Source organism: Glycomyces mayteni, from assembly GCF_042428885.1.
Classification (GTDB): domain Bacteria; phylum Actinomycetota; class Actinomycetes; order Mycobacteriales; family Micromonosporaceae; genus Glycomyces; species Glycomyces mayteni.
Genome location: NZ_JBHMBP010000001.1, coordinates 741,198 through 755,075, shown reverse-complemented (window position 1 = coordinate 755,075; position 13,878 = coordinate 741,198). Strand labels below are relative to the sequence as shown.

At 72.8% G+C, this 13,878-nt stretch carries 14 protein-coding genes; 11 read left to right on the top strand and 3 right to left on the bottom strand.

The window, feature by feature from the left end; translation table 11 throughout:
* The first annotated feature begins 28 nt into the window (after positions 1 to 28).
* The 9 genes from ACFFXY_RS03575 to ACFFXY_RS03535 all read left to right on the top strand — a co-directional run bounded on the left by ACFFXY_RS03575 (position 29) and on the right by ACFFXY_RS03535 (position 7,096).
* Complete coding sequence (locus ACFFXY_RS03575; protein WP_382345922.1) at positions 29 to 1,222, top strand: alpha/beta fold hydrolase; 1,194 nt, start codon at positions 29 to 31, stop codon at positions 1,220 to 1,222.
* Between the two features lie 48 nt (positions 1,223 to 1,270).
* On the top strand, positions 1,271 to 1,747 hold the full coding sequence (tsaE, locus tag ACFFXY_RS03570) for a tRNA (adenosine(37)-N6)-threonylcarbamoyltransferase complex ATPase subunit type 1 TsaE (RefSeq protein WP_382345920.1): 477 nt from the start codon (positions 1,271 to 1,273) through the stop codon (positions 1,745 to 1,747).
* Positions 1,744 to 2,424 carry a tRNA (adenosine(37)-N6)-threonylcarbamoyltransferase complex dimerization subunit type 1 TsaB gene (gene tsaB, locus ACFFXY_RS03565; RefSeq protein ID WP_382345918.1) on the top strand — a complete coding sequence of 227 codons (681 nt, stop codon included), beginning with the start codon at positions 1,744 to 1,746 and terminating at the stop codon, positions 2,422 to 2,424. The genes tsaE and tsaB overlap by 4 nt, the downstream gene beginning before the upstream one ends.
* 33 nt (positions 2,425 to 2,457) lie before the next feature.
* Positions 2,458 to 2,913: a ribosomal protein S18-alanine N-acetyltransferase gene (rimI, locus tag ACFFXY_RS03560; protein ID WP_382345916.1), complete on the top strand. Its 456-nt coding sequence runs from the start codon at positions 2,458 to 2,460 to the stop codon at positions 2,911 to 2,913.
* Entirely contained in the window at positions 2,910 to 3,968 is a 1,059-nt protein-coding gene (gene tsaD, locus ACFFXY_RS03555; RefSeq protein ID WP_382345914.1) for a tRNA (adenosine(37)-N6)-threonylcarbamoyltransferase complex transferase subunit TsaD, read from the top strand. The genes rimI and tsaD overlap by 4 nt, the downstream gene beginning before the upstream one ends.
* A 38-nt stretch (positions 3,969 to 4,006) precedes the next feature.
* Positions 4,007 to 4,570: a mycothiol transferase gene (locus tag ACFFXY_RS03550; protein ID WP_382345912.1), complete on the top strand. Its 564-nt coding sequence runs from the start codon at positions 4,007 to 4,009 to the stop codon at positions 4,568 to 4,570.
* A gap of 36 nt (positions 4,571 to 4,606) precedes the next feature.
* Positions 4,607 to 5,383, top strand: coding sequence for a hypothetical protein (locus ACFFXY_RS03545; RefSeq protein ID WP_382345910.1), 777 nt, complete (start codon positions 4,607 to 4,609; stop codon positions 5,381 to 5,383).
* 11 nt (positions 5,384 to 5,394) lie between these two features.
* Positions 5,395 to 6,417 (top strand): endonuclease/exonuclease/phosphatase family protein, encoded by a 1,023-nt coding sequence (locus ACFFXY_RS03540; protein ID WP_382345908.1) that lies wholly within the window; start codon positions 5,395 to 5,397, stop codon positions 6,415 to 6,417.
* Between the two features lie 112 nt (positions 6,418 to 6,529).
* Positions 6,530 to 7,096 carry a dihydrofolate reductase family protein gene (locus ACFFXY_RS03535; protein WP_382345906.1) on the top strand — a complete coding sequence of 189 codons (567 nt, stop codon included), beginning with the start codon at positions 6,530 to 6,532 and terminating at the stop codon, positions 7,094 to 7,096.
* Between the two features lie 77 nt (positions 7,097 to 7,173).
* Here the strand turns inward: ACFFXY_RS03535 and ACFFXY_RS03530 are convergent, their stop codons facing one another.
* The 3 genes from ACFFXY_RS03530 to ACFFXY_RS03520 all read right to left on the bottom strand — a co-directional run bounded on the left by ACFFXY_RS03530 (position 7,174) and on the right by ACFFXY_RS03520 (position 9,917).
* Positions 7,174 to 7,704: a GNAT family N-acetyltransferase gene (locus tag ACFFXY_RS03530; protein ID WP_382345904.1), complete on the bottom strand. Its 531-nt coding sequence runs from the start codon at positions 7,702 to 7,704 to the stop codon at positions 7,174 to 7,176.
* 87 nt (positions 7,705 to 7,791) lie between these two features.
* Positions 7,792 to 8,772, bottom strand: coding sequence for a S66 peptidase family protein (locus tag ACFFXY_RS03525; protein ID WP_382345902.1), 981 nt, complete (start codon positions 8,770 to 8,772; stop codon positions 7,792 to 7,794).
* 83 nt (positions 8,773 to 8,855) lie between these two features.
* Positions 8,856 to 9,917 (bottom strand): hypothetical protein, encoded by a 1,062-nt coding sequence (locus ACFFXY_RS03520; protein ID WP_382345900.1) that lies wholly within the window; start codon positions 9,915 to 9,917, stop codon positions 8,856 to 8,858.
* A gap of 364 nt (positions 9,918 to 10,281) precedes the next feature.
* Between ACFFXY_RS03520 and ACFFXY_RS03515 the strand changes: the two genes are divergently transcribed.
* Positions 10,282 to 12,555 carry a glycoside hydrolase domain-containing protein gene (locus tag ACFFXY_RS03515; RefSeq protein ID WP_382345898.1) on the top strand — a complete coding sequence of 758 codons (2,274 nt, stop codon included), beginning with the start codon at positions 10,282 to 10,284 and terminating at the stop codon, positions 12,553 to 12,555.
* A complete protein-coding gene (locus tag ACFFXY_RS03510; RefSeq protein WP_382345896.1) occupies positions 12,552 to 13,850 on the top strand; it encodes a glycosyltransferase in 1,299 nt (432 codons plus the stop codon). Before ACFFXY_RS03515 ends, ACFFXY_RS03510 begins: the two co-directional genes overlap by 4 nt.
* The last annotated feature ends 28 nt before the right edge of the window (positions 13,851 to 13,878 follow it).

Here is a 13,878-nt window from a genome sequence, read left to right as displayed (position 1 = left end):
GGCCCGTTGAGTTGTGCAGTGAGGTCGCATGAGCGAGAGGCAATCGGGCCGCGGTGGGCGGTCGCGCGGCTGGGCGATCGCCGGGGGCGTGACCGGCGGGGTCGCGGTGGGCGCGGCGCTGGCGTACGGGGTGCCGCGGTACCTGGCGCGGCGGACGCGGGCGTCGTCGGCGGACCCGTACGCGAACGAGCCGTTCGAGATGCCGCCGGTGAACTCGGTGCGGACGGTGGAGACGCGGGACGGGGCGTCGGTGCACGTGGAGACCGCGGGCCCGGAGGACGCGGGCCTGACGGTGGTCCTCATCCACGGCTACATGCAGGACATGGGGACGTTCTACTTCCAGCGCAAGGCGATCGCGGACGCGGTGCGCGGGGGCGTGCGGCTGCGGGCGGTGCTGTACGACCAGCCGGGGCACGGCCGGTCGGGTGGCCTGGTGCGCACGGAGTACTCGATCGAGGACCTGGCCGAGATCCTGCACGACGTGCTGGAGGAGGCGGCGCCGAACGGGCCGCTGGTGCTCGTGGGGCATTCGATGGGCGGCATGACAGTGATGCAGTACGCGCGCCTGTACCCGGAGGAGTTCCGGGAGCGGGTGAAGGGCGTGGCGTTCCTGTCGACGTCGGCGGCGGGCCTGGACACGGTGGAGACGAAGCCGATGCGGGCGCTGCGGCGGCTGCGGCGGACGGTGCTGCCGATGCTCCAGCAGGTCGCGGGGTGGACGCCGGACCTGATCGACCGGTCGCGGCTGCTCGCGGGGGACCTGGGGTGGCTGTTGACGCGCAAGGCGGCGTTCCGGTCGCCGAACCCGCCGGGGTCGATCGTGACGCTGGTGGAGCGGATGAACCGGCGCACGTCCATCCAGTCGATCGTGGGCTATGCGCGCGCTATCCTCGACCACGACGCGACGGCGGTCCTGCCGCAGTTCAAGGGGCTGCCGATCCTCGTCGCGGTGGGGGACGGGGACCCGTTGACGCCGCCGGGGCACTCGCGGCGGCTCGCCGAGGCGCTGCCGGGGTCGCGACTGGAGCTCATAGCCGAGGCGGGGCATTCGCCGCAGCTGGAGTATCCTGGTGAGATCTCACAACTGTTGTTGGAGATGATCGACAAAGCCGCGGCGGAGATCGGTGACGGTCCGCCGCCTCGGGCGGCCGCGCCGCCGGAGGGCGAGCGGGGGCGGCACCGCCGCTGGGCGCCGTTCTCCCACGGGCACCACCGGGACTGACCCGGGCATCGACACGGGTCGCGACACATTGACATTGAGGAGTGAGACGTGAGGCTGACGCTCCAGACGGCCGGAGACACCCACGAGTTCGGGCTGCGCCTCGCCGCGGTCCTGCGACCGGGCGACCTCGTGATCCTCACCGGCCCGCTCGGGGCCGGGAAGACCGCGCTGACGCAGGGCGTCGGCGCCGGGCTCGGCGTGGAGGGGCGCATCACCAGCCCCACGTTCGTGATCGCGCGGACGCACCGCGCGGGCGAGGCGGGCGTGCCGCTGGTGCACGTGGACGCGTACCGCCTGGAGACCCTCGACGAGCTCGACGACCTGGACCTGGACACCGACGTGGACGCGGCGGTGACCGTGGTCGAGTGGGGCGCGGGCCTGGCCGAGCGCCTCGCCGACTCGTACCTGGAGATCGCGATCGACCGCCGGGCGGACGAGGTCCGCGAGGCGGTCCTGCACGCGCACGGGGGCGACTGGGCCGCGCGCCTGGCGTCCCTGGACCTGCCGGTCGGCGCGGCCGCATGAGAGTCCTCGCCCTCGACACCTCCACGAGCGCGGTCCAGGCCGCGCTGGTCGACCTCGACGGCCCGGCGTTCGAGCCGGAGCTGTTCCTGACCTCGTTCCGCCGCGAGATCGACGGCCGCGGGCACGTGGAGAAGCTCGGCCCGTTCATCGAGGCGTGCCTCGCGGACGCGGGGCGCACGGTGAAGGACGTGGACGCGGTCGTCGCGGGCGTCGGCCCGGGGCCGTTCACGGGCCTGCGGGTCGGGATGGTCACCGCGGCGGCGTTCGCCGACGGGGCGGGCGTCCCGGTGTACGGGGTGTGCTCGCTCGACGCGATCGGCGGGAACACGCGCGGCCGGGCCCTCGTGGCGACCGACGCGCGCCGCAAGGAGATCTACTGGGCGGTGTACGAGGACGGCGTGCGCGAAGGCGAGCCGCAGGTCGGCAAGCCCGCGGACCTGCCCGAGACGCGCGCGGACTACGCGATCGGCGAGGGCGCGGCGAAGTACGCGGCCGAGATGCCGGTGCCCGCCGAGACCGGCGCGGCCTACCCGGACCTCGTGAAGCTCGTGGAGCTGGCCGCGCCGCGGCTGCTCGCGGACGCGCCGACCGAGAAGCTCACGCCGCTGTACCTGCGCCGTCCCGACGCGCAGCCCGCGAAGGACGTCGTGCCCCCGGCCGCGGCGAGCGGGACGTGACGCGCCCGCCGCGTCGTGGTACAGCTTGACGTGATGAACACCGAGTTGCTGATCGGCCGGGTCCGCTGGTGGCACCTGACCGCGATGGCCCGCATGGAGACCGCGATCTTCGGGCCCGAGGCGTGGAGCGAGGGCCTGCTGTGGTCCGAGCTCGCGGCCGGGCACGACTACCGGGCCGTGTTCGACCGCTCTGCGGGCGACCGGATCGCGGGGTACGCGGGGACCGCGTTCAGCGACACCGAGGCGTGGATCAACAACATCGCCGTGGACGGCGGGTACCGCCGCCGCGGCGTCGCCACGATGCTCATGGACGACCTGCTCGCCCGCGCCCGCGCGGGCGGCGCGAAGTCGGTGTTCCTGGAGGTCGCGGTCGACAACGTCCCGGCCCAGCGCCTGTACGACGGCTACGGCTTCTACGGCATCGGCGTCCGCAAGAACTACTACCAGCACACCGGCACCGACGCCGCCGTGATGAGGATGGACCTGTGAAGAACGACCCTGTGGTGATGGGCATCGAGACCTCGTGCGACGAGACCGGCGTGGGGATCGTGCGCGGGCACGAGCTGCTGGCCGACGCGATCGCGTCCTCGGTCGACGAGCACGCCCGCTTCGGCGGCGTCGTGCCCGAGGTCGCGAGCCGCGCGCACCTGGAGGCCATGGTGCCCACGGTGCAGCGCGCCCTCGACGACGCCGGGCTCACCCTCGGCGACCTCGACGGCATCGCCGTCACCGCCGGGCCCGGCCTGGCCGGGGCGCTCATGGTCGGCGTCGGGGCCGCGAAGGCGTACTCGATCGCCACCGGCGTCCCGCTGTACGGCGTCAACCACCTGTCGGCGCACATCGCCGTGGACACGTTGGAGAACGGCCCGATCCCCGAGCCCGCGATCGGCCTGCTCGTCTCCGGCGGCCACTCCACGATCATGATGGTCGAGGACCTCGCCGGGAAGGTCGTGCAGCTCGGCGCGAGCATCGACGACGCCGCGGGCGAGGCGTTCGACAAGGTCGCGCGCCTGCTGGGCCTGCCGTTCCCCGGCGGCCCCTACATCGACCGGGCCGCGAAGGAGGGCGACCGGGCGTTCGTGGAGTTCCCGCGCGGCCTCTCCGCCGCGAAGGACCAGGAGAAGCACCGCTACGACTTCTCGTTCTCCGGGCTCAAGACCGCGGTCGCCCGCTGGATCGAGGCGCGGCGCGCCGACGGCGAGGACGTGCCCGTCAACGACGTGGCCGCCGCGTTCCAGGAGGCCGTCTGCGACGTGCTCACCCGCAAGGCGATCCTCGCCGCGAAGGAGCACGGCGTCGAGACGATCCTCCTCGGCGGCGGCGTCGCCGCCAACTCGCGCCTGCGCGGCCTCGCCGCCGAGCGCGCCGAGAAGGCCGGCCTGACGCTGCGGTACCCGCGCCCGAAGCTGTGCACCGACAACGGCGCGATGGTCGCCGCCCTCGGCTCGCACCTGGTGGCCGCGGGCGTCGCGCCCTCCCGCATCGACTTCCCCGCGAACTCGTCGATGGACGTCGAGGTCGTCAGCCTCGCCAACTCACTGTAAGGGCCCGGCTGTCGGTCCCCGCCGCTACCGTGACCGGCATGACCGACAACAGCCCTTCCTGGGAGCCGCCGCTCGCCGGCACCGAGTCAGCGCACCTGCTCGCCATGCTCGAACGGCTCCGCACCACGTTCCGCTGGAAGGCCGACGGCCTCGACGCCGACGGCCTCAACCAGCGGATCGGGGCCTCCGCCTTGACGATCGGCGGGCTCCTCAAGCACCTCGCGCGCGTCGAGGACATCACGTTCGCGTGGAAGATGCGCGGCGAGTCCCCCGGCGAGCCGTGGGTCTCCGCGCCGCTCGACGACACCGACGACTGGGAGTTCGGCACCGCGGCCACCGACAGCCCCGAGTACCTGTACGGGCTGTACGACGCCGCGGTCGCCCGCTCCCGCGACCGCCTCGCCGCGATCGTCGCCGACGGCGGCCTCGACCAGGAGGCCCACTGGGAATGGCCCGGCCGCGGCCACTTCTCGGTGCGCCGCATCGTCTGCGACCTGGTCGAGGAGTACGGCCGCCACACCGGCCACGCCGACCTCCTCCGCGAAGCCGTGGACGGCCGCGTCGGCGAGGACCCGCCCGAGGACTGGACCCCCGTCTCCTGAACCTCCGGTAGCCTTGCGGGTCAAGGAGGACCGACCATGGAACCCGACCCGCACGAGATCGTCGCCGCACTGCGCGCCTGGGCCGAGGGCACCGACTGGGTCGACTGGGTCGAACTCGGCGGGTCCCTCGGCCGCGGCGCGGGCGACGCGCTCTCCGACATCGACGCCGGGATCGGCGTGACCGGCCTCGCCGAGGACGACCCGCGCACCGCCGCCGCACTCGACGCCGCCACCGGCTTCGCGCCGACCGCCGCGACCCTCGTCCAGCGCCTCGGCGACCTCACCCACCTGATCTGCGTCTACCGCGACGGCCGCCAGCTGTCCCTCGTCGTCTTCGACGCCGCCGCCCGCACCGGCCTGGCACCGCAGTCGACCGCGGTCGTGGACAAGTCGAGCCGCCTCGCCGACCCGATCGACCCGGCCCGCTGGACCCCCGACGACGACGCCCGCCGCGAGTGGGCGTTCCTCGCGTGGATCGCCCTCGGCGACGCCGCCCGCCACGCGAGCCGCGGCCGCCCCTGGCGCGCCCTCGGGTCGCTGACCGAGGCCCGCGACCGGCTCTGGAGCCTCCACGCCGCCGACCTCGGCCTCACCTACCCGCAGTTCGGCGCGGTCACCGTCGAGAACGCCGACGCCCCTGCGCCCCAAGGCGTCGAAGCGACCCACCCGGCCGACCTCACCGGCCCCGCGATGCTCGCCGCGATCGAAGCCCTGGCGGCCCTGCTCGACCCGTACACCGGCGCGGACCTCGAACCCCTCGCCGCCGCCGTCCGGCCCCGCTTCGCGCTGCTGCGTGTGGACGGTGCCCGCTAAGCTCCGGTCCCATGACCGACACGGACGTGACCGAAGCGGCCGAGGCGCCGCAGGCCGAACGGCGGCGCTGGTGGCGCTCGCGGTGGCTGCGCGCGATCTCCTGGGTCGGGACCGCGGGCGTCGTCGCGTACACGCTGATCCGGCTCCTCGGACTGGAGACCGGGTGGGTCCTGGTCACGACCGTCGCGTTCGTGCCGTACTTCGCCGTCGCGGCCCTCGTCGCCGCCGGTGTGCAAGCGGCCGTGAGGCACTGGGCCGCGCTCGCGGTCACCGGCGCCGCCGTCGTCGCGCTCGCCGTAGTGCTCGTCCCGCGCACGGTGGCCAATGAGCAGCCGTCGGCGGGCGGCGCGGAGCTCACCGTCATGTCCGTGAACCTGTATGTGGGCCAGACCGACCTCGGGAAGGTCGTGGACCTGGTCGAGGAGCACGAACCGGACCTGCTCAGCGTCCAGGAGCTCACCCCCGGCGCGGCCGAGGGCCTCGCCGACCTGGGCCTGGAGGAGCTCCTCCCCTACTCGATCCTCGAACCCGACGAGCTCGCCGTGGGTACCGGCCTGTACTCCGCGCACCCGATGGAGCGCATCGCGACCGTGGGCCGCGACGGCATCTTCTACCAGATCGGCGCGGAGGTCGATCTCGGCGAGGAGGCCGTGCGGTTCATGGCCGTGCACACCGCCGCCCCCGCCACGCCCGAGCGCATCCCCTTGTGGGAGCAGGACTTCGAGCAGATCCCGCGCCCCGACGGCGGCGCGCCGTGGGTCCTCGCCGGGGACTTCAACGCCACCCTCGACCACGACAACCTGCGCGGGCTCCTCGCCGACGGCTACACCGACGCCGCCGACGCCACCGGGCAGGGCCTCGACCCGACCTGGCGGCCCGTCGAGGGCGGGTACCTGAACGGGCTCGTGCGCCCGCCCGCCGTCACCCTCGACCACGTGCTCTCCGAGGAGGGCGTGGCCGTCCTCGACTTCGCGGTCCTCGGCAAGGACGGCAGCGACCACGCCCCCGTCCTGGCGACCCTCCGCCTGCCCTGACCAGGCTCCCTGCCATGCTTCCTGAAGTCGATTTCAGGTTTGCGATGAATCCTGTCGGGGGCCCTCGTCATAGTGGGAGAGCGACCATCCACTGAGCGAAAGGGACCGCATCATGCGCCAGATCATCGTCACCGCGTTCGTCTCCCTCGACGGCGTCATGGAGGCCCCCGGCGGGGAGGCCGACTACCGCAACTCCGGCTGGACCCACAAGAACATCGAGTTCCTCCCCGACGCCTACGAGATCAAGGGCCGCGAGCAGGACGAGGCCGGAGCGCTCCTGCTCGGCCGCGCCTCCTACGAGGCGTTCGCGCCCGTCTGGCCCCTCATGACCGAGGAGTTCGCCGGGTACAACGCCATGCCCCGCTACGTCGTGTCCACCACCCTCAAGGAGCAGGACGAGCGCTGGCCCGCCACGATCCTCCGCTCGATCGACGAGGTCGCCGCGCTCAAGGAGACCGAGGGCGGCCCGATCTCGGTGCACGGCAGCGCCACCCTCGGGAAGAGCCTCGCCGACGCCGGGCTGGTCGACCGCTACCACCTGCTGGTGTTCCCCGTGCTCCTCGGCGCCGGGAAGCGCCTGTTCAGCGAGGCCGACCAGGACGCCGTGAAGCTCGACCTCGTCGAGTACGAGGCGTACGCCAACGGCATCCAGAAGCAGGTCTTCGACGTCGTCCGCTAAGACTGCGTCCGTCGAGAGCGCGCCCGTCCGGACCGCGTCCGAATGGGCCGCGTCCGGTCGCGGCGGCCGGGCCGCCGTCAGGCGGCCCCGGTCTTGAGCGTCAACCGTTCACAGGGGATGGTCGCGCCGCTGAGCTCGACGGTCTTGCGGGCGCCGTCGAGTTCGAAGCCGTACCGCTCGTAGAAGCGGCGGCTGATCGCGCTGCCCTCCATCATCCACACCCGCACCGGCGCGAACCCCTGCTCGGCGAGCCAGCGCACGCCCTCGTTCATGAGGGCCCGGCCCGCGCCGCGGCTCCAGTGGTCGGGGTGGACGTAGATCGCCTGCACCTCGCCGGGGACGCCGGGCCCGGCGGTGTCCTCGTCGGCCTCGTCGCGGTCGAACGTGAACGCGGCGAACCCGATCACGTAGGGGCCCTTCTCGGCCACGAGCTCGGTTTCGAGCGGGCGCTTGCGGGCGAGGTAGCGCACGTACCGTTCGGAGGCCTCTTCGGGGAGCCCGGCCAGCACGTCGGCGCCGACCAGGCCGTCGTAGGCCGCGCGCCAGGAAGCGGTGCGGACCTGAACCATCTCGTCTGCGTCGGCGGGGGTCGCCGTTCGGATCCTCATGTCTACCAACCGTGCCCGAAGGTCCACAAGAAAGCAACCGCTTAGGGGCCCGGAATTGCGAACGCAACCCGTTCGTGCAAGAAGTGTCTAGGCGACGGGAGACTCCAGCAGTCGCAGCTCTTGGGCGGTGGCGTCCACGGATGCCGACACGCCGATGGGCATCGGCAGATTCGGGCCGGTATGTCCGAAGTCGACTCCCGCGAGGACGGGGAAGTCGTGGTCGCCGAGCACGTCGAGCACGACGTCCTTGACTCCGGCGAGGGTCCCGTCGGGGAGGTCGCGGTCGGAGATCCCGGTGGGGATGCCCACGACCATCGCGGCGGTGCGGTCGAAGACGCCCTGCATGCGCAGCACGTGGAGCTGGTTCCACACGTGCCCGAGGTTGCGGCCCACGTCCTCCCAGAAGAACACGGCGCCGTCCCAGGTCTCGGGCGCGAGCGCGTACGGCGAGGCCTGGACGTTGATGAGCCGGTCGAGCAGGCCCCCGACGAGGCGGCCGGTGGCCTGTCCGGGCTTCCATGTCTCCCAAGGCCGGTCGGCCGGGAGCGTCGCCTCGGCGAGGTCGCCGGTGAGGAGCCCGAAGAGGAGGTCGCGGATCTGGGCGTGCCGCTCGGGGGAGGTGTCGGGCCAGAACAGGCCGCTGAGGCCGGGCGCGAAGTCGGCGTGCATGCCGACCAGGCCGGTCTGCGAGTGGAGGGCGAGGTGGAGCGCGGTGATGTCGCTGAAGCCCAGGAGCGGCTTGGGGTCGCGGCGGACCGCGTCGTAGTCGATGCGGTCGAGGTACGCGGAGGTCGCGTTGCCGCCCGCGAACGGGATGATTGCCCGGACCTCGGGGTCGTTCAGGAGCGCGTTCAGTTCGGCGGCCTGCTCGGCGGGGGCGGCGGCGCGCCAGAAGCGGTGCCCGCCCGAGGCGATGAGCGGCGTGACGCGGACCCGGAACCCGAGCGCTTCGAGGACGGCGACCGCGCCGTCGAGCTCCTCGGCGCGGTGGGCGCTGCGCGGGCCGGAGAGTCCCGCGATGGCGACGGTGTCGCCGGGGCGCAGACGCTTGGGGCGCAAGGGTTCCATGCTGGTGCCTCCTGGTGGGACGGGTCGGGGCCGGGACCAGCCTAACGGCGGTCCCGGCCCGATGCAATGCCTGGAAGCAAGCGTTATCTCAGTTCAAGGGCCCGGTCCTCGACGGCCTGGCCTTCGACGACCGCGCTGCCGACGGCGCGGCGGGCCCGGGCGACGGTGAGCCCGATGCCGGCGGCCGCGACGAGGACGGCCGCGCCGTAGGCGGCCAGGGAGGCCGCGTCGGGGGAGGCGAACGACTGGCCGCGGACGGCCTGCCAGGCGGCCGTGCCGAACACCCCGAGGTACCCGGCCGCGGTCCAGCGGACGACGGCGGCGCGGACCCGGTCGTCGCGCAGCCACGCGCTGCGGGCGGCGAGGAAGGCGAGCAGCATGCCGACGCCGATGAGGACCTGGATGCCGTGCAGGCCGATGAAGTGGGCGACGCGCATGTCGCCGCCGGTGGTGGACCAGCCGGTGAGGAACATGCCGTTGCCGTCGAGGTCGCCGACGCCGTGCCCGGCGTTGAGGGGGACCTCGGCGCCGTTGGCGTCGACCTGGGTGCGCTGGCCCTGGCCGCCGACGGTGACGATGAAGAACGCCGCGAACATGCCGAGGCTCGACAGCAGCAGGCCCCACCGGATCACGGCGGTGACGGCGCGGTCCCCGATGCGCTGGAACAGGACCAGGACCGCGATGACGACGTTGGCGAGGAACATGACGGGCACGAACTGGAAGGCCATTTGGACGACCTGGTTGAACGCGTCGTCGGAGGCGTTGAAGTGGCTGAACGTGCCCATCGCGGCGGCGGCGACGATCACGCCCACCTCGGCGGCGCTGATGACCGCGAACAGGGTCCCGAAGGCCCAGCCGGTGCGCCGCAGCTTCGTCATGTGCGACAGGAGCCAGGCGAGCGACAGGCAGTAGGTGAAGAAGGAGAACCCGAACTTGAAGGACTTGACCCAGACGCTCTCGCCGAGGATGGTGCGGTCGTCGAAGGGCATCGCGGCGAGCGAGGCGAGGGCGACGACCCCGCACGCGATCCCGAGGACCAGCAGGGGCCGGTGCCAGCGGCGGTCCCCGTGGGTGAGGGCGATCCCCGCGTCGGCGGCGCGGTCGGCGACGGTGGGGCGGCGGTGGGCGGCGAGGGTTGTGCTCATGGGGACAACGCTATTTCCGATCGCGTTGCCGCACACTGACGTGGACCGCCGAATGGACGGTAGGGCCTGCCTTACCGCACCGAGGGGATCGGGAGCGTCTCGGCGGTTCTGCGCAAATCGGGCATCGCGAGCGCCCCCCGAATCCATAGTGCCCGGAGGGTCCGACAGCGCTCCGGAGGCGGTCCGGGAGCGGCCGGAGGAGGCGGTCCGGGAGCGGCCGGGGGAGGCGGCGGCCGAGGTAGGCGGCCGGGGAGCGGCGGTGCGCGGGGAGGAGCGGTGCACGGGCGGTGTCGCAGGGGCGGATCTTAGACGAAGTGCGCATGAACGCTTGCGCGTTCATCGCGCCGTAACGAGGATGTGACGAATGAGCTCTAATCTCAGTCGCATCTTGGACAGCGTGGACCCGTTCATCGGTACTGCCGCTACCGATCTGCCCGCGGCGCAGGGGCTGGCCGCCGCTTGGTGGTGGCCGAAGGCCCAGGTGGGGAACACCCACCCGGGCGCCTGCTACCCGCTCGGGATGGTCTCCGCGTGCGCGTGCTCCGGCGCCTACCCCACCGGCTACGGCCTCTACGGCATCTCGAAGGAGGGCGCGCCCGAGCCGATGTACGACGAGTACCTCGCCTCCGGATTCACCCACTTCCAGCAGTCCGGGACCGGCGCGATCCGCAAGTACTACAACTACTTCCGCGTCACCCCCATGGTCGAGCCCCTCGACTCCCTCGGGAACCAGTGGCGCCTGCGCGAGGAGGAGGCCTCCCCCGGGTACTACGCCGCGACCCTGGAGAACGGCATCCGCTGCGAGCTCACCGTGGGCGCGAAGACCGCCGTCCACCGGTACACGTTCCCCGAGTCGTCCTCCTCCCGCGTGGTCGTGGACTTCTCGTACGGCGGCCTCGCGATCGAGCACGGCACGACGGTCCCGCTCCGTGCGGGCATCGAGAGCCTCGGGCAGGGCTGCGCGCAGGGCACCGTCGTCATGGAGGGCATCCCGCTGTCGGTCTACATCGACACCGACGCGCCCGGCTGGCGCCAGCTCGTCTGGTACGACCGGCGGCGCGTCGACGGCGGCACCCGCCTCGACTTCGACTACATCCGCCGCACCACGCTGCGCCCGTTCGGCCTCATGTTCATGGGCCCCACCAGGGCCGGGCAGGTCGTGGAGATCCGCATGGGCTTCTCCATGCGCGGCGCCGAGCAGGCGAAGCGGAACCTGGAGCAGGCCCTCCCCGGGCAGGCCGGGTTCGACGCGGCGCTGGCGGACACCCGGGACGCCTGGTCCGACTACTTCTCGCAGGTCGAGGTGCAGGGCGGCACGCCCGAGCGGCGGACCGTGTTCGCGACGAGCCTGTACCACTCGCTCATCAAGCCGTGCTTCGCGCAGGACGAGAGCCCGTTCTGGCCCTCCAAGGGCCCCTTCGTGTTCGACATCGCGACGATGTGGGACATGTACAAGACCCAGTTCCCGCTGCTCACGGCCCTGAATCCGGCGAAGGGCGCGGACATGCTGGAGGCCATCGTGCGGATCGCCGAGGAGGAGGGGAACCTCCCGATCGGGTACCGGATGGCCCGCGGCTCCGACCGGTTCTTCCGGCAGGCGTCCGCGCTCGCGCACACCGTGCTCGCCGACGGGTTCCAGCTCGGACTCGAAGGGCCCGAATGGGACTGGGCGCTCGTCCACATGCAGGACGACCTGCGGCGCGGCTACGGCGAGGACTACACCGAACGCGGCGTCGTCCACCCCATCAGCCACACCCTCGACCTCGCCACCGGGTACTGGTGCACCGCGGTCCTCGCCCGCGGCCTCGGGGACCTCAAGCTCGCCGACGAGCTGGAGGCCAGGGCCACGGGCTGGATCAACGCGTTCGGCCCCGACGGGCTCCTGCGCGACTCCAGCTTCTACGAGGGCGGGCGCTGGAACTACTCGTTCCGGCTGCTCCACGACATGGCCTCCCGCATCGACCTCGCCGGGGGCGACCGCGAGTTCACCGCGGTCCTCGACCGGTTCTTCGGGTTCGGCGCCGACCCGGTCGTGCAGCTGGGCGTGCCGCCGTTCGGCACCGAGTTCGCGATGGGCCTGGACCTCGACCGGTTCGAGGGCCTGAACAACGAGCCCGACATGGAGGCCCCCTGGGCCTACCACTACGCCGGGCGGCCCGACCGGACCGCCGAGGTCGTGCACGCGGCCCTGTCGTACCAGTTCGGGACCGGCCGCGGCGGGCTCGTCGGCAACGACGACTCAGGGGCGCTGTCCTCGTGGTACGTGTGGGCGTCGCTGGGCCTGTTCCCCGTCGCCGGCCAGAACCTGTTCCTGGTCAACGCGCCCGCGTTCGCCGAAGCGCAGCTGCGCTTCGGCGGCAACGACTTCGAGCTGGTCACCACCGGGCACGCCGAGACCGGCATCGGCGAGGACGCGCACGGGACCGCCCCGCGGTACGTCCAGTCCGCGCGCTTCAACGGCAAGCCCCTGGACCAGAGCTTCATCACCGGCAACCAGCTGCACGGCGGCGGCCGCCTGGAGATCGAGCTCGGGCCCGAACCCTCCGACTGGGCGACGAAGACGCGCCCGCCGTCCGCCTCCGACCGTGCCGACCATGCTCGGGACGCCGGAGCCCGCTTCCAGGAGTTCCTACCGTGACCGAGCAGTCCCGCGGCCCGCAGCGCCGCCTCGTCATCGTCGTCCGCGCCGACCCCGTCGTGTGCGGCCACGCCACCGAGGCCCGCGGCCTCGCCGAGGTCGCCCTCACCCGCGGCTTCGACGACGTGCGCATCGTGACCTGGCCGATCGACACGCTGAAGGCCGCGGGACTGCCGCTCAAACCGCTCGACGAGCTCCTCCCCTACTCGGAGGGCATCACCGTCGAGCGGCCCGGACCCGTCGGGGACTACCGCGTCCCCGACGGGCGCCACCTCCTCGGCATGACCGGCCGCCTCGTGGAGCTGTTCACCGACGGCGTCCCGACCGTGTGCATGTCGATGTACCTGTCGCCGCACGCGAACGCCGTCGTGGACGCCCTCCGCTCGGTCCGCGCCGCGGGGCTCGGAGCGGACGTCACCACGATCGCCGAGGCCGTCGGCTCCGACATCACGAACGTCGTGCGCGGGTGCCTCGCGCGCGGCGAGCTCGGCGCGGCCGCCGCCCTGTTCACCACCTACCTCGCCAACGACCGGTGCGTCGCCGTGTCCCAGTACACGAAGGACCTCATCCGGGAAGAGGCCGCGCAGGTGGACCTCGCCCTGGGCACCCGCTTCGCCGAGGAGGTCGCCGCCCGCGTCCAGGTCTCCTACCCGGCCGTGGACGCCTCCGCGTACACCGACCTCGACGGCACCCCTGAACGACGTGCCGCCGTGGACGCGGCGCTCGCCGCCCGCGGGCTCCACCGCGACGGGTACGTCCTGTTCCTCTCCCGCGTCGCCGCCGCCAAGGGCGCCGACGACCTCATCGCCGCCTACCGCTCGTCCCTCGCCTCCCGCACCCACCGGCTCGTCATCGCCGGGACCGGCCCGGCCCTGGCCGACACCAAGGCGCTCGCCGCCGGGGACGACCGGATCGTGTTCCTCACCGACGTCTCCGACGAGGAGAAGCCGCTGCTCATGAACGGCTGCGCCGCCTACGCGCTGCCCTCGAAGCCGCGCCCCGAGTTCGTCGAGACGTTCGGCATCGCCCTGGTCGAGAAGATGCTCGCCGGAGGCGGCCCCGTCATCACCACCAGCACCGGCGGCATCCCCGAAGCCGTGGGGGACAACGCGATCGAAGTGCCCGCCGCCGACCCCGAGGCCCTCGCCGCCGCCATCGACTTCGCCGTCGCCATGGACGGGGACGAGCGCGCCGAATGGGCCGCGCGGGCCCGCGCCCACGCGATGCGCTTCGACCGCACCGCCGTCTTCGACAACCTCTTCACCGGCCTCACCGCCCCCGCCCCCATCGGCTGACCTGCACCGCGACCGCCCGCCGCAGAAA